This is a genomic window from Halorubrum salinarum, from assembly GCF_013267195.1.
GTDB lineage: Archaea > Halobacteriota > Halobacteria > Halobacteriales > Haloferacaceae > Halorubrum > Halorubrum salinarum.
On the sequence record NZ_CP053941.1, the window covers coordinates 1,163,305 to 1,184,763 of the forward strand.

The window sequence follows — 21,459 nt, forward strand, 5'->3', positions numbered from 1 at the left end:
TCAGTCGTAGCCGAGCGGATCGACGCCCTCCGCGGCGGGGCCGCCGGCCGGGCCCGGACGGTCTCGGACGCCGACACCGATCGGGACCGCCGAGCGACCCGGAGATCGAACCGACCACCGGCGGGACCGTTCGGGCCGCGCGCGACCGCGCCGCGACCGCACGCCGTAGGGGCTCGCAGACCCGCGCGACGGGGATACGTTCTCCGTAAGTTATCGGTACTCCGGTCGAGGTTACCCGAATATAGTATTGTACGATAGTCCCAAAACCGTTATAGGCACGAGGCGGATAGGTGAGACCGAGCAGAAATGTGCCAACAGCGAAATACCGCGGTCAGCAGCGAGAGGGAGAATCGATGGCTGGACTAGAGATACCGACGTGGGACCCGGAGACGGCCCTGCTCATCGGCGCCATCCTCGTGGAGGCGTTCGTGCTGTACGTGGGCTACGCCGGCCTCGAACGGCTCGTCGGGCCCGCTCTCATGCGGCTCCTCGTCGGAGGTGACGCGAGTGCTCGGTAACCTCCTCGCCGGGCCCGGGTTCCTGGGAACGAGTCCGGAGATGCTCGCTCTGTTCGCCGGGTTCGGCCTCGTCGTCGGCGTCCTGTTCGGGTTCTTCGGCATGGGCGGGTCGTTCCTCGTCACGCCGGCCCTGCTCATGTTGGAGTACCCGGCGCCCGTCGCGGTCGGGAGCGGGATGGCGTTCGTCTTCGGGACGGCCGTCATCGCGACGCTGAAACACCACGACCTCGGGCAGGTGGACTACAAGCTCGGCGTGATCATGATCACCGGGACGACGATCGGCATCGAGGCCGGGCGCGCCAGCGTCTACTACCTCGAATCGCTGGGGCTCGCCGGCGGCGTCATCAGCGTCGCCTACGTCGTCCTGCTCGGCGGCGTCGGCGCGATGGTCACCCGCGACGCCCTGAAGGGCGACGGCGGCGGCGGCGTCGACCACGAGGCCGCCGACAGGGACCTCGACGAGTACGAGATCCCCGAGGTCGCGAAGAAGATCCAACGGACCGTCCGGATCCCGCCGATGGTGACGCTCCGCGGCGACGTCCGCGTCTCCGCGTGGGTCATCACGGCCGTCGCCTTCGCGACGGGCGTCCTGTCAGGTTTCCTCGGCGTGGGCGGCGGCTTCATCCGGATGCCCGCGATGATCTACGCGATCGGCGTCCCGGTGCCCGTCGCGGTCGGCACCGACCTCTTCGAGATCGTCTTCTCCGGCGGCCTCGGGAGCTACCTCTACGGGCAGGGCGGCGGCGTCGACCTCGGGATCGTCGTGCCGCTGCTGTTCGGCAGCGCGCTCGGCGCCCGGGTCGGGTCCGCCGCGACCGCCGTCGTCGACGCCGACGGGATCAAGGTGTACTTCGGCGGGATGCTGCTGGTCGGCGCGGTCGCGGTGGGCGTCGGCGAGGTCGGCTCCTACCTGGGTAACGCGACGCTCGAACTGCTCGGGCTGGTGCTCGTCATCGGCGCGGCGGTCGTCGTCGCGGTCGCGGTCCTCTACACGGCAATAAGCTCGCTCCGCGTGTCGCGGGACCAGCGGCCCACCGCCGCGGACTGATCCGAGTCACCGCGGTCGCGGCGCCGTTCTCACAGCCCTTCTTCGCCGCCCTCCTGCGTGAGGATGACGACCATCGAGAGCCCGGAGATGAGGAGCAGGATGAGCGTGGGCACGACCGCGTACTGGTAGAGCGCGGTCGACTGCGCCCGCCAGATCTGGGTGACGATCGTGTCGAAGCCGGACGGGCGGAGCACGAGCGTGACGGGCAGCTCCTTCATCGTCGTGAGGAACACGAGCGCCGCCCCGGCGACGATCCCGGACCGGGTGAGCGGGAACGTCACGCGGCGGAACGCGCCGGTCGGCGACTCGCCGAGCGTGCGCCCGGCCTCGACGAGCCGCCGGTCGACCTGAAGGATCGACGTGCGGGCGGACCCGACGGCCTGCGGGAGGAAGCGGACGACGTACGCGAAGATCAGGAGCGGCAGCGTCTGGTAGATCCACGGCACGTAGCCGGAGCCGAAGTACACCAACGCGAGCGCCAGCACGATGCCGGGCACGGCGAAGCCGACGTACGTCGCGCGCTCGAAGACGACCGCGAGCGGCGAGTCGTGGTTCGCGGCGAAGTACGCGACGGGGATGGCGGCGAGCGCGGCGACGACCGCGGCGGCCGCCGAGACCGACACCGAGTTGAGCACCTGTATCGGCTCGAACGCGAGCGAGGGGCGCCGCCCGGCCTCCGAGTTGACCAGCCACAGGCCGAGGATCCACAGCGGGACCAAGAGCGCGAACGCGGAGACGCCGGCCGGGAGCAGCGTCGCCGGCCAGCGCAGCCGCCCGAGCGACACGCGGTCCTCGGTCCGGCCCGCGTCGTCGCCGCTCGTCTCCCGGTCCGAGCGGACGGCCCACTCCAGGGCGAGCACTAAGACGACGACGACGAGCAGCTGGAGCGAGAGCAGCGCCGCGTAGTCGCGGCCGAAGGCGTTGTACTCGACGTATATCTGCCGGGTGAACACCGGGAGCCGCATGATGGAGGGGGTGCCGAAGTCCGAGACCGCGTACAGCGCGGCGAGCAGCGAGCCGGCGGCGATCGCGGGTCGGATCGTGGGGAGCGTCACGCGGCGGAACGCCGCGAGCCGGCCGTGGTTCAGCGTCCGGGCGGCCTCTAAGAGCGTCGTGTCGAACGACAGCAGCGCGGCCCGGGTCGTCAGGTAGACGTACGGGTACGTGTACAGCGTGATGACGAGGATCGACCCCCAGAGCCCGGATATCTCCGGGACGCGCTCGACGCCGAGCGGCGCAAGCACCTCGTGGAACTCGCCCTGCGGCCCGAACGCGGAGACGAACGAGAAGGCGCCCACGTAGCTCGGGACGACGAGCGGGAGCGCGGCGGCGACCGTCCAGAACCGGCGGAAGGGGAGGTCGGTCCGGGCGGTGAGGTACGCGAGCGGGACGCCGATCAGGATCGACGCGGCCGTGACGCCCGCCATCAGGAGCAGGCTGTTGACGAGCACGTCGGCGGTCCCGGCGCTGAAGAGGAGGTCGACGGCGCGCTCGCGCTCGACGGCGACCGCCTCGATGACGAGCCACGCCAGCGGGAAGACGAGGGTGGCGGCGATCGCCGCGCAAAGCAGCGTGAGCCCCAGCGGGAGGTCGCCGTCGCCGTCTGTCAAGCGGTCGCGGATCCGGGTTCGCAGAGTCATTGTGCGGGAGGCGGGATCGGGTTGTCGAGGCGAGGGCGCGCCCGGCGTTAGGGGTTCCGATCGCGCGGCGAGCGCGCTCCGACGGATATATGAATTTAGGGCCACCTAAACTCTTTCATGGAACTGACGCGACGCGACGCGGCGGCCGCGCTGGCCGCGATCGGCGCGACCGGCGGCGTCGCGCTGGGCGTCCGTCGGACAGCCGACGACGGGGGATCCGAGGAAGCGGCCGCGTGGGACGGCGACGGGACCCCCAGCAACGAGGCGGTCCGGACGGCGATGACGGCGGTCGCGCGGACCGTCTACCCCGACGCGGTCTCGGGTGTCGAAGCGTTCGTCGAGGCGTTCCTCGACGGCCGCCTCGACGGGTCGGCGCACGGCGAGGGGATCCGGAGCGCGGTCGCCGAGGTTGAGTCGGCGGCCCGCTCGTGGTACGGCGCGCCGGTCGCGGAGCTGTCGGCCGCGGACCGCGACGCGCTGCTCCGCGAGCTCGGCGCGGACGTGGCCGAGGAGAACCCGGACGGGACGACCGCGGAGCGGGTGCGGTACTACGTCGTCAACGAGCTGCTGCTCGCGCTGTACTCGTCCCCGACCGGAGGCGAGCTCGTCGGCATCGAGAACCCACAGGGGCACGCGGGCGGCGCCGAGAGCTACCAGCGGGGGCCGCCGTGAGCGGCGCCGAGAGCCTGGGGGACGGGCGCGCGAGCGACGGGCGCGACGTCGACCGGACGCCCGTCCCCGACGCCGACGTCTGCGTCGTCGGCGCCGGTCCAGCGGGGGCGCTCGTCGCCGACCGGCTCGCCGGCGACCGCGAGGTCGTGGTCCTCGACGCCGGGCCGCGGTTCGATCCCGAGGATCGGCTCGCCAGGCAGGAGCGGGCGATCCGGCCCTCGTACGGCCGCCCCGACGTGTGGGGCGTGGGCGGCGCGCGCGACGCCCACGAGAACGACGGCGAGTGGTTCTACCCGCTCAACCACGCCCGCGTGAAGGGCGTCGGGGGCTCGACGCTCCACTGGCAGGGGATGGTGATGCGGCTCCACGAGGACGACTTCAACTCCGCCAGCGAGCGCGGCGTCGGCGCCGACTGGCCGATCGACTACGCCGACCTCCGCCCCTACTACGCCGCGGCCGAGCGCGAGTTGGGCGTCGCGGGCGCGTCGGACAACCCCTACGCGCCGCCCCGCGAGGAACCGCACCCGATGCCCGCGTTCGAGCCCTCCTACAGCGACTCGCTGTTCGCCGAGGCCTGCGAGGAGCTGGGGATCGACATGCACTCGGTGCCGAACGCGCGCAACTCCGAGCCGTACGACGACCGCTCGCCGTGCGTCGGCTACGGCACCTGCCAGCCCGTCTGCCCGAGCGGCGCGAAGTACGACGCGACGGTCCACGTCGAGCGCGCGGAGGAACGGGGCGCGACCGTCATCGACCGCGCGCCGGTCGAGCGGCTCGAACACGACGGCGACGACCGGGTGACCGCCGCCGTCTACGCGACGCCCGACGGCGAGCGCCACCGACAGGAGGCGGACGCGTTCGTCGTCGCCGCCGGCGGCGTGGAGACGCCGCGGCTCCTCCTTCTGTCCGCGTCCGACCGCTACCCGGACGGGCTCGCGAACGGGAGCGGGCACGTCGGCGAGTTCTTCATGGACCACCTGTTCGCGGGCGCCGGCGGCACGCTCGACGAGCCGACCAGACAGAACCACGTCGGCTTCTACACCAGCGCCTGCGACCAGTTCTACGACGAGGCCGACGCCGAGCAGGCGCCGTTCAAGCTGGAGTTCTTCAACTACGCCGGCCCCTCGCCGGTGGAGATGGCGCTCACGGGCGACGACTGGGGCGACGCGCTCGCGGAGCGGCTCCGCGACGGCTACGGGAACCACGTGGCGATGGGCGGGCTCGTCGAGCAGCTGCCGGACGCCGAGAGCCGGATCACCCTCGCGGACGACCGGACCGACGACCGCGGCAACCCGGTGCCGCAGATTGAGTGGACGGTCGGCGAGCGCGCGCTCGACACCATCGAGCGCGCCAACGAGATCCAGGTGTCGATCCTCGAGGAGCTCGGCGCCGACGTGGAGTGGGTCGCCGGGCCGGACGCGACCGGGCCCGCCTACCACCACATGGGCACCACCCGGATGAGCGACGACCCCGACCGGGGCGTGGTCGACGCCGACTGCCGGACCCACGACCTCGACAACTGCTGGATCGCCTCCAGCTCCGTCTTCCCCACGAGCGGCGCGATGAACCCGACGCTCACCATCGCCGCGCTCGCGCTCCGCGTCGGCGACGACGTGGCCGGGTGGCTCGCGGGGGAGTGACCGGGTCGCGGTCGGCAGAGAACCCCTCGTGGCCGGTTCGTGCGACCGATTCACAGACGCTTTAGGCAAACCTAAAACTCAAGTGCGTCCGGACTGAGATGCGGGTAATGAGCGACTCAGCACACGCGACGAACGGGTCGGCGGCGTCGGTCGCGGCGGACTCGGACGACGAGACGGTCGCGGCCGCGGCCGAGAGCGAAGAACGAGCGGCGAGCGGCGAGTACACCTTCGACGACCTCAGCGTCGTGATGGGGACCTACAACGAGGAGGAGGCCATCGCGACGGTGCTGGAGGACATCGACGAGGTCACCGACGGCAAGGCCGAGGTCGTCTGCGTCGACGGCTCCTCGGACCGGACGCCGGAGATCGCCCGCGAGCACGGGGCGACCGTCATCGAGCAGGAGCCGCAGGGGTACGGCGTCGCCGTCCGCGAGGCGGTCCTGACGCCCGACCGGCCGGTCGTGGTCACCACCGATTGCGACGACACCTACCCGATGGAGGCGCTGCCGGAGTTCCTCGCGGAGATCAACGACGGCGCCGACGTGGTGAGCGGCGACCGGCTCTACCACGGCGCGGAGGCGATGCCGGCGTTCAACCGCTTCGGCAACCACGCGTTCGCGGCGATCGCGAGCCTGCTGATGGGCGAGCGCGTCCACGACACCACCACCGGGATGCGCGCCTACCGCCGCGAGGTCGTCCAGGAGATCGGCTGGACGGAGAACACCGGCCTCTCCGCCGAACTGCTCATCCGTCCGCTGATGCGCGGCTACGACGTTCGCGAGCGCCCGATCCGCTACGCGGAGCGCCTCGGCGAGACGAAGCTCGACCCGATCGGGGGCGGCGCCGCCATCGCGAAGTCGATCGTCACCGTCTGTCTCGAAGAGCAGCTGCGACGCTTCTGAGGGCGCGTCGCCCTCGACGCCGTCGTCGGACGGCGGTCCGGACGTACACTGTGGGCACAGTGGACCGCCGCCGGCGACGTTTGTACACTCGTGAGCGACAGCGCCGATTATTTATAAATAAACGGTGCGGTGGCGCGCGCCTGCGAGGCCGCCCCGCGGCCGAGCAGCGCCGCGCGAGGGAGTCAGTCGCCGGAGCGAAGCGGAGGCGACTGACGAGGCTGGGGAGGTGCGAGGTGTTGTGCGGTCGCGGTCGGGTGGGACTCAAAGGGGCAGTCGCGAGGACGCCGTAGGCGACGTAAGCACCGCAGCGAAGGAACGGAGTGACTGAGCGAGGAGCGCAACGAGCGTCCGGCGTCCTCGCGACTGGGGCTTTGGCGGTGTTCCCCGCCGATCTGCTGACAACTATGTAAATGAAATCGACGTATCAGTCGCTCGTGTCGGCGTCAGTCTCGAAGACGACCCAGTCGGGGTGCGAGTCGGGCTCGTCGGGGAGGTACGTGCCCTCGGTCCCGCACTCGGTGACGAGCCGGCAGGTCGAGCGCTCGGGCGGCCAGACAGCCTCGACGCGCTCACCGGTGGCACCCGCCTCGCCGCCCTCGGTCACCCGCACCGTCACCTCCTGCCGGTAGGTGAACGTCGCGCCTGCCGGGTCGACGAGCGTCACGGTCACGGCGATCACGTCGCCGTCGGGGTCGAACGGGACTGGCTCGCTCGCTTCGGGCGCCCCGGCGGCCGCCGCGCCGGGCAGCCGGACGCCCTCGGGCGTCACCTCCCAGTCGACCGCCAGCGAGTCGCCGGGGTCGCTCACGGTGTAGGAGACGTGGTCCGGGCCGCCCGGGGCGCCCCGGCGCGGGTCGACGCGGACCTGCGCGCGGGCGACGCGGTCGGGCACGCCGACGGTCGTCTCCGCGTCGATCCGGGGGCCCGACCGCCGGTCGAGCGGCTCCAGTTTCGGCGTGACGCGGGCCTCCGGGTCCGCGGTCCAGACGCCCTGGTACCCGAAGCGGTAGAGGGTGCGGTTCGGGTAGGCGTCCAGCACCGCGAAGTTCTCCTCGGGGTCGCGGTCGAGGGCGTACACGACCTCGCCGTCGAGCCCCGGCCCGTTCCGGAGGTACTGGAACGGGTGGTTCTGCCACTCGCCGTACGGCGTGGGGACGAACACCAGCCCGTCCTCGAAGGTCGTCTCGTCGAACGGCGCGTACGCGGCCTCGTGTTTCGCGTCGACCGCGGCGTTCCGCTCGATGGGGTCCGCGGCCGCGTCGACGGCCGCGACGCCCCCGCCCGTGACCGCGAGCGCGACGACGGCGGCGACGGCGACGCGCGCGGCCGTCGGCGAGGCGCCGCGCTCGACGACCCGCTCGCGGGCCGCGGCGAGGCCCCGCCAGCCGGCGGCGACGGCGAGGCCGCCGAACACCGACAGCGGGACGAGCAGGTCGAAGTGGTAGAACGGCCCGAACAGCGACGCGAGCCCGTCGGTCGGGTCCGAGAGGTCGGCGAGCGCGTTGTGAGTCCCCCAGAAGTAGAGGTTCCCGACGGCGACCGAGACCGCGACGCCGCCGAGGAGCAGCGTCGCCGTCCGCCGGAACGCGGGCGAGCCAGCGGGACCGGATCCGCCGTCGGGGGCGGTCGGGGCGTCGGCGGCGCCGACCGCGCCGGCGAGGAGGCCGCGCGGGTCGCCCCGTGCGCGCCACCCGAGGGCCGCGACCGCGACGCCGGCGAGCGCCGCGGCCGTCCCGAGCGGGCCGGCCGCGAACCACCGGGTCGCGATCTCCTGGAGCGCGTAGCGGTTCGACTCGAATGCCAGCCCGAGCGTGTAGTCGACCGAGTGGCCGAGGATGCGGCGCTCGCCGAAGCCGGGGCCGTCCATCGGCGCGAACACCTGGTAGGGGAACACGAGCGGCGAGCCCGTCATCCGGACGTTGTACGCGAGCGTGACGCCGACGAACAGGGTGCCGAACAGCGCCGTGAGCCCGTGGCGCCGGACCGGGTCTGGGAGGCCGCGGGACCCGCCGACCGCGAGCGCGCGGCGAGCGAGGGCCGCCACCGCGCGGGGCGCCGAGTGTCCCGTCTCGGCGCCGAAGCGCCGGACCGCGGACCCCACCCGCCACAGCGCGTGACAGATGAACGGCGCGGCGAACAGCACCGCGGTGTACGGCCGCGCGAAGAAGGCGATCCCGATCGCGACGCCCGCGACGCCGGCCGCGGGGAGCGACCCGTCCCGGACGCTCCGGAGGTACGCGACCGCGAAGATCAGGTTGAAGAACGTCGTCGGGGCGTACGGGAGGAACGCCGAGGAGGTCGCGATCGCCATCGGCGACGCCGCGAAGAGCGCGGCCGCGGCGAGGCCGGCCCGCCGGCCGACCGCCTGCGACCCGAGCAGGTAGACGAGCGCGGCGTTGCCCGCGGCGACGGCGGCGAGCGTGACGCGCGGCTCGCCGAACAGCCCCATCGAGACCGCGAACATCGCCGCCGGGACGGGGTTGTATTTCGGGTAGAGCCGACCGCCGTCCTCGATGAAGAACCACGGGTGGACGGCGTCGGCGAGCGGGCCGGCGTGGAACTCCAGTTGCCCTCCGAGCAGCAGCGCCGCCTGCGTGAGGTAGACCCCCTCGTCGTGGTTCGCGGAGTGGTGCGAGAAGACGGTGGCGGCTATCGCGAACGTCATCGCGCCGGCGGCGACGGCGACGAGCCCGGCCGCGACCGTCACGCGGTCGGCGCGGGCGAGCCGCTGGCGGAGTCGGGCGGCGAGTCGGCGGGGACGAACGGACGGTGGACGGAGTGACACGGGCGGGACGATGTGGCGGTGAGAGGGTGCGGGCGCGGCGCGTGGCGGCCGATCAGATCTGGACGCCGGCGTCGCGCATCAGGTCGATCGTCGGTTCGAGGTTGGACAGCTGCGAGAGGTCGATGTCCGGCACGTCCAGCTCGTCGATCGACGGGAGGTCGCCGATCGGCTCGACCTCGGGGATCAGCGGGTACTCGAAGGTGGAGCGCGCGAAGTAGTCCTGCGCCTCCGCCGACAGCAGGTGTCGGACGAAGTTCGACGCCAGGTCGGCGTCGGAGGCGGTGTCGACGACCGCGGCGCCCGCGACGTTGAACACCGCGCCCGCGTCGCCCTCGGTGAACGTGGTGGCGATCGGCGCCTCCGGGTTCCCGTCGAGCACGCGCTGGATGTAGTAGTGGTTCGTGAACGCGGCGTCGATCTCGCCGTCGGCGATCTCCTGACAGGTGCGGAACTCGTCCGGGTACGTGGCGGCGCCGCGCTCGACCATCGCCTCCAGCCACTCGCGGGTCGCCTCCTCGCCTTCGAGGATCCGCATCGCGGTGATGAACGCCTGCGCGGAGCCGTACGACGGCGCCCAGCCGAGGTCGCCGTCGAACTCCTCGGGGTACGCCATGATGTCGTCCGGGAGGTCGCTCTCCGAGTACTCGTTCGTGTTGTACGGGATCGTCCGGGCGCGCCCCGAGGTGCCGACCCACTGCTCGGTGCGGAACTCCTCGCGGACCTTCCCGGCCACGTCGTCGGGAAGCGCCTGCGTGCGCCCGGCGTCGGCGAGGGCGCCGAGCGACCCGGCGTTGACCGAGTAGAACACGTCGGCGGGCGACCCCTCGCCCTCGTTCGCGATCTGGTTCACGAGGTCGGTCGAACCGCCGTACCGGACCGTCAGGTCGAGGTCGTCGTACAGGTCGTCGATGTAGCCGACGAGCTCGCCGACGAGGAACTCGCCGCGGCCGGAGTACACCGTGAGCTCGCCTTCGAGCGCCGGCATCTCCGACATCGACGTGCCGCCGGGGGCGTCCCGGCCCGCGCGGCCGGAGCCGATCTGGCCCACGGCGTCGCCGGCGCCGTCGCCGTCGTCCTCGCCGTCCTCGTCGCCGGTCCCGTTACAGCCCGCGATCCCCGCCGCGCCGACCGCGCCGGCGGCCGCGAGGAACTTTCGCCGTCGAACGTCGTGCCCGTCTCCGGGTGTGGAATCGTGAGTCGTCATGTGTTTTAGGCGTGCCTAAATGGTTTTAGTCGTGTCGGTTCAGTCGTCCGCGGGCGCCGGCGTCCGCCGGATCGCGTCGAGGCAGTCGAGCCAGTCGCGCATGTACTCGCCGCAGTGGTTGAGGAACGCGCCGTTGTTCCACTCGTCGAAGTCGCCCTCGGCGAGCGCGTCGGCCATCGCGTCGAAGACCTCGGCGTACGAGTCGGCGTCGGCGCCCGCCCCGTCGACGACCTCCCAGACGTGCTCGTTCAGCTCCAGCCCGGCGACCTCGTTCGCGAGGTCGTCGAACGTCGAGCGCGGGGCCTTGTTGTGTTCACACAGCGGGTCGCCGTTGTAGATGCGCTTGCCGAGCACGTCGCAGGCGCGCTTCAGGAACAGCCCCGACCAGATGTCGTCGAACCGCCCCACGTCCCACTCGTTGTCGTCCATCGGCAGCTGGTAGAACGCCGGGATCACCTCGCGGCGGAACGCGAGGTTCATCGAGCAGACGGTGAGGTAGTTGCCGCGCGCGGCGACGAAGTCGTCGCCGAAGTCGTCGGCGGTCGTCCGCGTCTGCGCCTGGCCCTCCAGGTCGCCGTCCATCAGGATCCGGACCGCGTCGAGGTCGGGGACGTTCGTCCACAGCCCCTGCGAGGCGACGACCTCGCCGGACTCGACCTCGACGGCGTCGGTCTCGACCGTCTCGTCCATCGCCGAGTACGGGTAGCCGCGGGGGTAGAGGCCGTGCTCGTCGGCGTTGTCGTAGAGGACGTTGACCCAGTCCTCGTCGGAGCTGACGCGCTCGATCTCGCCGCCGAACGCGAGGTTCTCCATGTGGCGGCCGAAGTAGTCGACGTCGTCGTGCGGGAGCGTGTCGTCGTCGATGAAGACGCCGTAGTCGAACGACTCGTCGGCCCACATGTACAGCAGACCGAAGCTCGTCTCGGCGTGGCTCGCGGCGGGAACGACGTGGCCGTACTCCGCGACGTCGTTGGCCTCGTACCACTCCTCGCGGCGGCTACCGTCGAACACCTCGCCGGAGACGTCGAGGTCGTCGAGCATGGCGCGCATCTCGTCGGTCTCGCAGAAGTCCTCGGTGACGAGGACGAAGTGGAGCCGCGAGACGTCGAACCCGTGCTCGCGGGCGTTCGCGACGTACGCGCGGAGACACTCGTACTCTCGAATCGTCGGGACGATCACGCAGATGTCCTGACCGTCGCCGTCGGGGTCTGTCGGACTCATACCCGATCGTTTTTAGGCTGACCTAAAAGACTAGCGGTCCGTCGTCGGCCGCGTCGCGCCCGCGTCGGGCTCCCGCTCGGACTCGTCGGGGGCGCGCGTCACGGAGAGGTCGAGCGCGGCCGCGACGGCGCCGCCGCCCGCGAGGGTGACGCCGTTCTTCAGCGCGTGGTCGAGCGCCGCGGCGGCGAGCGCGGTCTCGGCCGGGATCGGCGTGGCGGCGACGACGATGCCGGTGAACGCCGCCTCGTAGAGCCCGATGCCGCCCTGCGAGAGCGGGAGCACCTTCGCGAGGTTCCCGGCCGAGACCGCGAGGGTGCCGACGACGCAGAGCGCGACCGGGTCGACCGCCGTTCCGAACCCGCCGAGGAGCGCCGCGAGGACGAGGACCGCGGTCGCCACGTCCGCCGCCCACACGACGCCGCTCGCGAGCGACACCCGCACGAGCGCGCCCGCGTCGGCGGCGACGACGCGGACCGCGGCGCCGAACCGGACGGCGGCGTCGACGGCGCCGGACAGTCGGGACCCCGCGGCGCGCTCGCGGAGCGGCGGACCGAACCGCCGGTCGCTCCGGGCGACCGCGACGACGCCGGCCGAGCCCAGCGCGGCCGCGAGCGCGAGCGCGGCGGCGGCCGCGACGGCCCGCCCCGACCCGTCCGGCGCGACGGTGCGTCCGTCGAGGAGGAGGACCGCGAACGCCGCGCCGCCGAGCGCGCCGAGCGCGACGAGGTCGAAGGCGCGCTCGACCGCCAGCGACGCGACGCCGGTCGGGTACGGGACCTCGCGCCGGTCGTTCAGCAGGTAGGCGCGCACCCCGTCGCCGGCCCGCGCGGGGACGATCAGGTTCGCGGTCTGACTCGCGAACACCGCCGCCGTGAGGAACGCCGTGCGACACCGGTGGCCCATCGGCGCGAGCACGTCCCCGTATCGGCGGCCGCGGACCGGCCACGACGCGAGGTAGACGGCGAGCGCGGCGGCGAGGAACGCCGGGTCCGCGTCGGTCGCCGCCGAGACGACGGCCTCGACGTCGAGGGTCCGCGTCAACACCGCGCCGCCGACGGCGAGGACGAGGACCGTCCCCGCGACCGGAAGCGCTCCCCGAGGGAGCCGCTCACGGATCCGGAAGAGGCGCTCGCGGAGTCGAGCGGCGGCGACGCGCGGCTTCATGCGTTCGTTTAGGTAGACCTAAAGAATAAAACGCTGGCGGTTCGGGGTGACGACGCGGGCCGGCGTCGCGCCGGCGCAACACGTTTGTTCACGGAAACCGAAATATCGCGCATGAACACGACGAAAGTGACCCCTGACCCGACGGCCGACGCGGTCCGGATGTGGCTCGTCGAGCGCACCTACTCCGACGACGAGCAGAACATGGTGATCCTGACGTACGCGACCCCGGACGGCGAGCGCTACTTCCGCAAGGAGCGCGCGCTCACCTCCTTCTCGGACGTGCGCGACACCACGGCCGCCGTCGACGCGGCGCCGTCGAACGTCGGCACCGTCGACGACCCCGACGACCGCGAGCGCTACGCCGCCGAGGCGACGCGGATGGCGCGCGCCCACGACCCCGACGACGTGATCTGAGTCGGCTCCGTGGCGTCCGCGACGGGCGGCTCACCCACCCTTTTGGCCGCGCGGCCCCAACCGTCGCCCCATGCGCGCCACACTCGAAACGCTCGGGATCACCCTCCTCGTCGGCGCCGCGCAGGCCCTCCTGAGCCTCGTCGGCCTCGTCGGCCTCTTCGCGCTGTCGACCCCGCTCTCCGTCGCCCCGTGGACGCTCGTCACGAGCGTGTACGCGCACGGCTCCGTCGGTCACCTCGTCGCGAACGCCGTCGCGCTGCTGCTCGTCGGCCCGCTCGTCGAGCGCCGGACGACCCGCCTGCGCTTCCACGCGTTCGTGGTCGCCACGGGCGCGCTCGCGGGCGCCGCGCAGGTGACGCTCGGGAGCCTGCTCGGTCCGCCGGCCGCCGTGCTGGGGATCAGCGGCGCGGTGTTCGCCCTCGGCGGCTACCTGCTCGCCGGCAACGTCGTGAGCGCGACGCTGTTCGACCGCCTGCGGCTCTCCCCGCGGGCGCAGTTCCTCCTGTTCGGGCTCGTCGCCGTCGCCCTCACGGCGACGACCGCCGCTCCGGGCGTCGCGCTCGTCGCGCACGCGACCGGGGCGTTCTGCGGGCTCGCGGCCGGTCGCGTCGGGCTGCTCGACGCGCGGTAAACGGGACGCGGCGGAGGCGAGACGGAGACGCGGTACCGCCGCGGCCGGACGCGAGGGACGGCGCCGTCGCTGGGCGGGGTGAAAAACGAAAGGGGTGAAAGAGAAACGCCCTAGCGCTCAGTCTTCGAGAACGATCTCGATGCTGACGTCGTTCGGCACTTGGACGCGCATGAGCTGGCGGAGCGCGCGTTCGTCGGCGTCGATGTCGATCAGACGCTTGTGGACGCGCATCTCCCAGTGCTCCCACGTCGCCGTCCCCTCACCGTCCGGGGACTTTCGCGACGGGATCTCGAGCGTCTTCGTCGGCAGCGGGATCGGGCCCGACAGGGCGACCCCCGTCGAGTCCGCGATCTCGCGGACGTCGTCGCAGATGTCGTCGAGGTCCTCGGGGCTCGTGCCGGCGAGGCGGACGCGTGCCTGCTGCATCGATTATCGCTCGTTGACTTCCAGCACCTTGCCGGCCGCGATGGTCTGACCCATGTCGCGGATGGCGAAGCTGCCGAGCTCCGGAATCTCGCCGGACGGCTCGATGCTGAGCGGCTTCTGGGGGCGCACGGTGACGACCGCCGCGTCGCCGGACTTGATGAAGTCCGGGTTCTCCTCGGCGACCTCGCCGGACGACGGGTCGATCTTCTGGTCGATCGACTCGATCGTACAGGCGACCTGCGCCGTGTGGGCGTGGAAGACCGGGGTGTAGCCGGCCGTGATGACCGACGGGTGCTGCATGACGACGACCTGGGCCTGGAACGTCTCGGCGACGCTCGGCGGGTCGTCGGCCGGGCCACAGACGTCGCCGCGGCGGATGTCGTCCTTGCCGATGCCGCGGACGTTGAACCCGACGTTGTCACCGGGCTCGGCCTTGGGCACCTCTTCGTGGTGCATCTCGACCGTCTTCACCTCGCCGCCCACGTCGGACGGCTGGAAGGAGACGTTGTCGCCGGTGTTGAGGATCCCGGTCTCGACGCGTCCCACGGGGACGGTCCCGATGCCGGAGATGGTGTAGACGTCCTGGATCGGCAGGCGGAGCGGCGCGTCCGTCGGCGGCTCGGCCTCCGGCAGGTCGTTGAGCGACTCCAGCAGGGTGGGGCCGTCGTACCACGGCGTGTTCTCGGACGCCTCGGCGACGTTGTCGCCCTCGAACGCCGAGATCGGCACGAACGTGGTGTCGTCGGTCGCGAAGCGGACCTGGTTGAGCAGGTCCTCGACCTCGCCGATGACCTCCTTGTAGGAGGACTCCTGGTAGTCGACCAGGTCCATCTTGTTGACGCCGATGATGAGCTCGTTGATCCCGAGCGTGCGGGCCAGGAACACGTGCTCGCGGGTCTGGGGCGCGACGCCGTCGTCGGCCGCGACGACGAGCACCGCGTTGTCGGCCTGCGAGGCGCCCGTGATCATGTTCTTCACGAAGTCACGGTGGCCCGGACAGTCGACGATGGTGAAGTAGTACTCGTCGGTGTCGAACTCCTGGTGGGCGATGTCGATCGTGACGCCGCGCTCGCGCTCCTCGGCGAGGTTGTCCATCACGTAGGCGAACTCGAAGCCGCCCTTGCCCTTCTCTTCGGCTTCCTCGCGGTGCTGCTCGATTACGTGCTCGGGGACGCTCCCCGTCTCGAAGAGGAGGCGACCCACGAGCGTACTCTTGCCGTGGTCGACGTGGCCGATGATGGCCAGGTTCTGGTGCGGTTTGTCACTCATGGGGTAATCACGCGCTAAGGCGCTCTGTGAGTAAGTTTCGGTAGATTCCACTAAAACGGTTTCGATACGGCCCACAGAGTATCGCGCCGCCGTCCGGCGATTCTCGACAACGCGGGGCACGACAGAGCGACACACGCCCCGGGCCGCGGCGACGGGACCGGCGGGCAGAGCGGCCTACTCCAACCGCCCGACGTCGCCGAGGACGGCGCTCGCGGTCTCGGGGCCGCCCGCGCCGCGGCCGGAGATGTTGAGCCGGCCGGCGTGGGTGGTCTCGATCTGGACGATGTTCTGGGTGCCGGAGACCGCGAGCGTCCCGTTCTCGGGGACGAGCCGCGGCGCGACGCGGACCGTCTCGCCGGTCGCCTCGCCGATCAGCCGCACCGTCCGCCCGTCCTCGGCCGCGAGCCGGAGCGCGGAGCCGGGCACGTCGCGGATCCCGGAGACCTCCGCGTCGTCGAGCGTGAACTCCCGGGCGTCGGCCGGGTCGTCGGCCGCGCCGAAAGACAGCACGTTCGCGAGGATGACGCACTTCAGCGCCGCGTCCGTCCCGTCCACGTCGAAGGACGGGTCGGCCTCGGCGACGCCGAGGTCCTGCGCCTCCGCGAGCACGTGGTCGTAGTCGAGCCCCTCGGCGGCCATCCGCGTCAGGATGAAGTTCGCCGTGCCGTTGAGCACGCCCCGGACGGCGGTGACGTGGCCCGGCTCGATGTCCTCGACGGTCGAGACCGCGGGGATCGCGCCGCCGACGGTCGCCTCGAACCGAATCTCGCCGTCGCTGTCGTCGACGGCTGCCCGGAGGTCGCCGAACCGCTCCGCGACCGGGCCCTTGTTCGCGAGGACCGCGTGGCGGTCGCGCTCCAGCGCGCGGGTCACGTGCGAGAAGCCGGGCTCGGCGTCGCCCAGCGTCGTCGGCGTCGCCTCCACGAGCGCGTCGTAGTCCGCCGCGAGGGCGTCCTCGGGGTCCGCGTCGCCGACGATCCCGCGCTCCGCCTTCCGCGCGACGACCGCGTCTGGGTCGACGCCGGCCCCGGCGCCGCTCCCGTCGGCGACCGTCGCGCTCGACGAGTCCGCGACCGCGACGACCTCGTGGCCGTACTCGCCCGCCAGCTCGACGACGGAGCGCCCGACCGCGCCCGCGCCGATGACGGCGAGTCTCACGCGTCCACCCCCGTGAGCGGCTCGACGACGCGGAGGTCCTTCTCCGCCGCCAGCTCGCGGACCGCCGCGAGCGCCGCGTCCGTCTCGCCGGCGCGCGCTTCCAGCCGGAGCCGCGCGCTCGACACCTCTTCGGTGCCCTGCGGCGCCGCGAGCGACACGTCGGCGACCGACGCCGACTCGCAGGCCTCGATCCGCGAGAGGGTGTCGGAGAGGTCGGTGTCGATGAGGTGGCCGAACAGGAGCAGCGTCACCTCCTCGGCGTAGCGCTCGGTGCCCGCCTGCATCACGTTCACGCCCTCGCTGCGGAGCGCGTCGACGATCTCCTCGAACCGCTCGGGGGTCGCCTCGAAGTCGACCTCGACCGGGATCCGCCCGCGGGGCGTCTTGTTCCCGCGCTCGTGGTAGATCGACAGGAGGTTCCCGCCGTTGTCCGCGATCGGGTGGAGCGCGGCGAGCAGCTGGCCGGGCTCGTCGACCAGCTCCAGCCGCACCGTGTGCGTGGAGGGGGCCGCGGCCGCGTGGCCGCCGTCCGGGGAGGCCCCGTCCGCGCCCTCCGCGGCGTCGGTCGCGTCCTCGGCGTCGAGCGCGGCCGCCGGCGTCCCGTCGCGACGGTCGCTCACGGCGCCACCCCCGGCGCGGCGGCGCGCCCGTCCGGACCGCGCGTTCGCGGGCACGTTCCTGTCCCCGGGCCGGAGCGGTCGCTCGGTGGCTCCGTCGCGGTGCGCCGGGGTGGAGTCGTACCCGTCTGCATACCCGAACGGAGTCGGACGATCGGGTATAAGCCTTCGGCGATGGCAGGCGTTGCCTCGCCGCAGCGGGTGCCAACGTACCGCACGGTTCGGGGAGCCCCCACATATTTGACCGACGCGAGTCGACGACTCCGCGTGCGACACCCTCCACGCAGTCCGCCGAGCGTCGTAACGCGGTCCGCCGCGCCGACCCACCACCCCTCGACCCACCGCACCCCGAACCGAGGTGTGCGCCCCGAATGAGCGGCGGCCTCTCGATAGACGGCCCGAAGACGCTGAAGGGCGCGCTGCTCCTGTTGGTGGTCGGGCTCGCGGTCACCGGCTACGGCGCGTACGACTACACGCAGCAGTCCGACGCGGTCGACGACGCGGTCGCGGTCGACGCCGCGATCACCGACGTCGGCGTCGAGTCGACCGCGACCGGGAGCAGTCCGGGCGCGGACTACCGACCGACGGTCCGGTTCACCTACGAGTACGAGGGGACCGAGTACGCGAGCACCAACGTCTACCCCTCGGCGATCACGTCGAACTACGACACCGAGTCGGCGGCCCGCGAGGTCGTCGCGGCGTACGCCGTCAACGAGTCGACCACCGCCTACGTCGACCCGGCCGACCCGGACGGGGCGTTCCTGAAGACGGAGACGTCGAACGCGCCGCTGTTCGCGGCCGCGCTCGGCCTGTTCCTCGCCCTCGGCGGCGGAGTGTCAGCCGTCAAGCGGATCCGCGGCTGACGGCCGCGCCGCTGGGTGAATCGAACGCGGAGAGAGAATAGAGAACCGACTACCGCGGACCGCGTCGTCGACTCAGAAGTAGTCGATCGACTGCGGCAGCTCCAGCTTCATGCCCTTGCGCTCGCGGATCTCCATGATCTTCTCGCGCTGGAGGTTGTCGACGAGCACGCGGAAGCCCGCGTTCTCGGTGTTCCACGAGGCGCGGCCCTCGGTGGCCGAGCGGATGTCGGAGGAGAACCCGATCATCTCCTCGACGGGCGCGATGCCCTCGACGACCATGAGGTCGCCCTCCTGGTACATGTCGTCGACGCGGCCGCGGCGGCCCTGGATCTCGCCGGACGCCGCGCCCATGTGCTCCGAGGGCACGTCGATCCGGACGTCCTGGATCGGCTCCAGCAGGCGGACCTCGCCGTCGATCAGCGCGCGGTGGACCGCGTCGCGGACCGCCGGGATGACCTGCGCCGGACCGCGGTGGATGGTGTCCTCGTGGAGCTTCGCGTCGTGGAGCCGGAACAGCGACCCCTGGACCGGCTCGGCGGCGAGCGGGCCGTCGTCGAGCGCCTCCTGGAGCCCTTCGAGGACGAGCTCCATCGTCTCGTTGAGGTGCTGAATCCCCTTCGTGTCGTCGATGAGAATGTTTGTCCGGTGGATGTCCTCGACGTTCTGCGAGGTGTCCTTGTCCATGCCGGCCTCCTGCAGCGCCTCGCGGCGCTCCAGTTCGGGCATGTCCATCGAGACCTCGCCGAGCTGGATGGCGTCGACGATGTCCTGGTCGAGCGGCTCGACGGTGATGTAGAACTTGTTGTGGCGGTTCGGCGACTGCCCCTCGACCTCGCGGGACTCCTCCTGGGGCTGCTCGCGGAACACGACGATCGGTTCGCCGGTGATGACCGGGATGCCCTGGTTGTCCTGGATCCGCTGGGTGATCACTTCGAGGTGGAGCTCGCCCTGCCCGCTGATGAGGTGCTCGCCCGTGTCCTCGTTGATCTCGATCTGGATCGTCGGGTCCTCCTTGGCGACCTGCTGGAGCGTCTCGATGAGCTTCGGCAGGTCGTCCATGTTCTGGGCCTCGACGGACTTCGTGATGACCGGCTCGGAGATGTGCTCGATCGACTCGAACGGCGTCATCTCGACCGAGGAGACCGTCGAGCCGGCGATGGCGTCGCGGAGGCCGGTGACCGACGCGATGTTCCCGGCGGGGACGCGCTCCACTTCCTCGCGCTCGGACCCCATGAAGAGGCCGACGCTCTGGATGCGGTTCTTGCCCGCGGTGCCGGAGACGTACAGCTCCTGGCCCTTCTCCAGCGTGCCGGAGAAGACGCGGCCGGTCGCGATCTCGCCGGCGTGCGGGTCCATCGAGATGTCGGTGACCATGAAGACGACCTCGCCGTCCTCGTCGACGAGCTGCATGCCCTCGGCGAGGTCGGTGTCGGGGTCGCCGCGCCAGATGCGCGGAACGCGGCGGGGCTGGGCGTCGACCGGGTTCGGGAAGTGCTCGCAGACCATGTCGAGCACGACGTCCGACAGCGGCGTGCGCTCGTGGAGCTCCTGCCGCTTGTCGTTCTGCTCCAGTTCCATGATGTCGCCGAAGTCCATGCCGGTCCGCTGCATCGAGGGCATCGAGACGCCCCACTTGTACAGCGCGGAGCCGAACCCGACCGTGCCGTCCTCGACGGAGACGGTCCAGTCCTCGGGGATGTCGTCCATGTTCTCGGCCATCCCGCGGATGAGCTCGTTGACGTCGGCGATGACGGACATCAGCCGCTCCTGCATCTCCTGGGGGCCCTCCTGGAGCTCGGAGATGAGGCGGTCGACCTTGTTGATGAACAGCGTCGGCTTCACGCCCTCGCGGAGCGCCTGCCGGAGCACCGTCTCCGTCTGGGGCATCGCGCCCTCGACGGCGTCGACGACCACCAGCGCGCCGTCGACCGCGCGCATCGCGCGGGTCACGTCGCCACCGAAGTCGACGTGGCCCGGGGTGTCGATGAGGTTGATGAGGTGGTTGGTGTCCTCGTACTCGTGGGTCATCGAGACGTTCGCCGCGTCGATGGTGATGCCGCGCTCCTGCTCGTCCTCCTTCGTGTCCATCGCGAGCTGCTCGCCCGCGGTGTCCTCGGAGATCATGCCGGCGCCCGCCAGCAGGTTGTCGGAGAGCGTCGTCTTCCCGTGGTCGACGTGGGCGGCGATGGCGATGTTCCGGATGTGCTCCGGGTTGTCCATCAGCCGCTCACATTCCTGAACGATCTTCTTGCGTCGGCCCATTATACCGACTGTTACCGAAAGCAGGGTCAAAAGGGTAGTGTTTCGTCGCGGCCGTTTCGCGGCCGAGTACCCCCGATCGCCGCCGATTTCGTGTCGACCGGTGTCACGGAGGGCCGCGAGAGGACGGCCCGTCGCGACCGGACGGGCCGCCCGGTCGCCGGCGGCGCCCGCGGTCATCGGCGCGGTTTTAAGGACCGACTCGGGAAACGGAGAGTATGAACGAGACGCTCTCACGGCTCGTCGACAGCGGCGTCGTCGCGGTGCTGCGCGGCGTGCCCGCCGACCAGCTCATCGAGATCGCCGAGGCGCTGCGCGAGGGCGGGGTCACCGCCGTCGAGATCACCGCCGACACGTCCGAGGTCGCCGACCTCATCGGCGAGGTCGCCGGCTCCTTCGACGACGAGGTCGTCGTCGGCACGGGGACGGTCCTCGACAGCGAGACCGCCCGGACCACGCTGATGGCGGGCGCCGAGTTCGTCGTCTCGCCCAGCCTCCACGAGGACGTCATCGAGACGTGTAACCGCTACGGCGCCGTCACCGCGCCGGGCGTGATGACCCCGACCGAGGCGATCCGAGGCTACGAGGCCGGCGCGGACTTCGTGAAGGTGTTCCCGGCGAAGACCGTCGGCCCGGCCCACCTCGGCGCGATGAAGGGCCCGCTCGGCCAGATCCCGATGATGCCGACCGGCGGCGTGAGCCCCGACAACGCGGCGGAGTACATCGACGCGGGCGCGTTCGCGGTCGGCGCCGGCGGCGCGCTCGTCGACTACGACGCCGCCGAGCGCGGCGACTACGAGACCATCACCGAGACCGCCCGCGAGTTCACGCGGGTCGTCGAGGAGGCGCGCGGCGGCGACTGACCGCTCGGTCCGCGCTATCCTGCCACCGCGTACCACACATACAAGAGCGTGGAGACGTAACGCGCGACCGGCTTCCGGCCGGTCGACGAGAGGCACGGGCTGGAAGTCGCTCGCAGCACGCTGTCGGTATACCCAACCACGCTCGCCGTTTCCTCCCCGCCCGGG

General features: G+C 71.6%; 19 protein-coding genes. 9 read left to right on the plus strand and 10 right to left on the minus strand.

Annotation, left to right across the window (positions count from 1 at the left end; genetic code table 11):
* Window positions 1-353: 353 nt before the first annotated feature.
* Window positions 354-518, plus strand: coding sequence for a DUF7512 family protein (locus tag HPS36_RS05895; protein ID WP_173229098.1), 165 nt, complete (start codon window positions 354-356; stop codon window positions 516-518).
* Entirely contained in the window at window positions 508-1,566 is a 1,059-nt protein-coding gene (locus tag HPS36_RS05900) for a sulfite exporter TauE/SafE family protein (RefSeq protein WP_173229100.1), read from the plus strand. Before HPS36_RS05895 ends, HPS36_RS05900 begins: the two co-directional genes overlap by 11 nt.
* Before the next feature lie 29 nt (window positions 1,567-1,595).
* Here the strand turns inward: HPS36_RS05900 and HPS36_RS05905 are convergent, their stop codons facing one another.
* Window positions 1,596-3,206 (minus strand): ABC transporter permease, encoded by a 1,611-nt coding sequence (locus tag HPS36_RS05905; RefSeq protein WP_121563523.1) that lies wholly within the window; start codon window positions 3,204-3,206, stop codon window positions 1,596-1,598.
* A gap of 117 nt (window positions 3,207-3,323) precedes the next feature.
* On the opposite strand from HPS36_RS05905, the gene HPS36_RS05910 reads away from it, so the two are divergent.
* The 3 genes from HPS36_RS05910 to HPS36_RS05920 all read left to right on the plus strand — a co-directional run bounded on the left by HPS36_RS05910 (window position 3,324) and on the right by HPS36_RS05920 (window position 6,420).
* Window positions 3,324-3,878 (plus strand): gluconate 2-dehydrogenase subunit 3 family protein, encoded by a 555-nt coding sequence (locus HPS36_RS05910; RefSeq protein ID WP_173229102.1) that lies wholly within the window; start codon window positions 3,324-3,326, stop codon window positions 3,876-3,878.
* Window positions 3,875-5,518 (plus strand): GMC family oxidoreductase, encoded by a 1,644-nt coding sequence (locus HPS36_RS05915; protein ID WP_173229104.1) that lies wholly within the window; start codon window positions 3,875-3,877, stop codon window positions 5,516-5,518. The genes HPS36_RS05910 and HPS36_RS05915 overlap by 4 nt, the downstream gene beginning before the upstream one ends.
* A 248-nt stretch (window positions 5,519-5,766) precedes the next feature.
* Complete coding sequence (locus HPS36_RS05920) at window positions 5,767-6,420, plus strand: dolichyl-phosphate hexose transferase (protein WP_235681749.1); 654 nt, start codon at window positions 5,767-5,769, stop codon at window positions 6,418-6,420.
* A 424-nt stretch (window positions 6,421-6,844) separates the two neighbouring features.
* Here the strand turns inward: HPS36_RS05920 and HPS36_RS05925 are convergent, their stop codons facing one another.
* Genes HPS36_RS05925 through HPS36_RS05940 form a run of 4 tightly spaced genes read right to left on the minus strand, consistent with a single transcriptional unit; the run spans window position 6,845 to window position 12,794 of the window.
* A complete protein-coding gene (locus HPS36_RS05925; RefSeq protein WP_394353795.1) occupies window positions 6,845-9,205 on the minus strand; it encodes a DUF7846 domain-containing protein in 2,361 nt (786 codons plus the stop codon).
* A 52-nt stretch (window positions 9,206-9,257) separates the two neighbouring features.
* Window positions 9,258-10,409: an extracellular solute-binding protein gene (locus tag HPS36_RS05930; protein ID WP_173229108.1), complete on the minus strand. Its 1,152-nt coding sequence runs from the start codon at window positions 10,407-10,409 to the stop codon at window positions 9,258-9,260.
* 39 nt (window positions 10,410-10,448) lie between these two features.
* Window positions 10,449-11,630, minus strand: a complete 1,182-nt coding sequence (locus tag HPS36_RS05935; RefSeq protein ID WP_173229111.1) for an alpha-1 4-glucan-protein synthase — start codon at window positions 11,628-11,630, stop codon at window positions 10,449-10,451.
* Between the two features lie 30 nt (window positions 11,631-11,660).
* Complete coding sequence (locus HPS36_RS05940) at window positions 11,661-12,794, minus strand: lysylphosphatidylglycerol synthase transmembrane domain-containing protein (RefSeq protein WP_173229113.1); 1,134 nt, start codon at window positions 12,792-12,794, stop codon at window positions 11,661-11,663.
* A gap of 111 nt (window positions 12,795-12,905) precedes the next feature.
* Between HPS36_RS05940 and HPS36_RS05945 the strand changes: the two genes are divergently transcribed.
* Together HPS36_RS05945 and HPS36_RS05950 are read left to right on the plus strand one after the other, a co-directional pair.
* On the plus strand, window positions 12,906-13,208 hold the full coding sequence (locus HPS36_RS05945) for a hypothetical protein (protein ID WP_173229115.1): 303 nt from the start codon (window positions 12,906-12,908) through the stop codon (window positions 13,206-13,208).
* A gap of 70 nt (window positions 13,209-13,278) precedes the next feature.
* Window positions 13,279-13,839 carry a rhomboid family intramembrane serine protease gene (locus tag HPS36_RS05950; protein ID WP_173229117.1) on the plus strand — a complete coding sequence of 187 codons (561 nt, stop codon included), beginning with the start codon at window positions 13,279-13,281 and terminating at the stop codon, window positions 13,837-13,839.
* 117 nt (window positions 13,840-13,956) lie between these two features.
* Here the strand turns inward: HPS36_RS05950 and rpsJ are convergent, their stop codons facing one another.
* The 4 genes from rpsJ to HPS36_RS05970 form a co-directional block, all read right to left on the minus strand.
* On the minus strand, window positions 13,957-14,265 hold the full coding sequence (gene rpsJ / locus HPS36_RS05955) for a 30S ribosomal protein S10 (RefSeq protein WP_004048854.1): 309 nt from the start codon (window positions 14,263-14,265) through the stop codon (window positions 13,957-13,959).
* A 3-nt stretch (window positions 14,266-14,268) separates the two neighbouring features.
* On the minus strand, window positions 14,269-15,534 hold the full coding sequence (tuf, locus tag HPS36_RS05960) for a translation elongation factor EF-1 subunit alpha (protein WP_053770129.1): 1,266 nt from the start codon (window positions 15,532-15,534) through the stop codon (window positions 14,269-14,271).
* 174 nt (window positions 15,535-15,708) lie between these two features.
* Window positions 15,709-16,692, minus strand: a complete 984-nt coding sequence (locus HPS36_RS05965; RefSeq protein WP_173229120.1) for a homoserine dehydrogenase — start codon at window positions 16,690-16,692, stop codon at window positions 15,709-15,711.
* Window positions 16,689-17,312, minus strand: a complete 624-nt coding sequence (locus HPS36_RS05970; RefSeq protein ID WP_173229121.1) for an amino acid-binding protein — start codon at window positions 17,310-17,312, stop codon at window positions 16,689-16,691. The genes HPS36_RS05965 and HPS36_RS05970 overlap by 4 nt, the downstream gene beginning before the upstream one ends.
* A 368-nt stretch (window positions 17,313-17,680) precedes the next feature.
* On the opposite strand from HPS36_RS05970, the gene HPS36_RS05975 reads away from it, so the two are divergent.
* Window positions 17,681-18,172 carry a DUF3592 domain-containing protein gene (locus HPS36_RS05975; RefSeq protein WP_173229123.1) on the plus strand — a complete coding sequence of 164 codons (492 nt, stop codon included), beginning with the start codon at window positions 17,681-17,683 and terminating at the stop codon, window positions 18,170-18,172.
* A 72-nt stretch (window positions 18,173-18,244) separates the two neighbouring features.
* Here HPS36_RS05975 and HPS36_RS05980 read toward each other — a convergent pair whose 3' ends face one another.
* Window positions 18,245-20,434 carry an elongation factor EF-2 gene (locus HPS36_RS05980; RefSeq protein ID WP_137716977.1) on the minus strand — a complete coding sequence of 730 codons (2,190 nt, stop codon included), beginning with the start codon at window positions 20,432-20,434 and terminating at the stop codon, window positions 18,245-18,247.
* A gap of 215 nt (window positions 20,435-20,649) precedes the next feature.
* Here HPS36_RS05980 and HPS36_RS05985 point away from each other — a divergent pair, with 215 nt between their 5' ends.
* Complete coding sequence (locus HPS36_RS05985) at window positions 20,650-21,294, plus strand: bifunctional 4-hydroxy-2-oxoglutarate aldolase/2-dehydro-3-deoxy-phosphogluconate aldolase (RefSeq protein WP_173229125.1); 645 nt, start codon at window positions 20,650-20,652, stop codon at window positions 21,292-21,294.
* The last annotated feature ends 165 nt before the right edge of the window (window positions 21,295-21,459 follow it).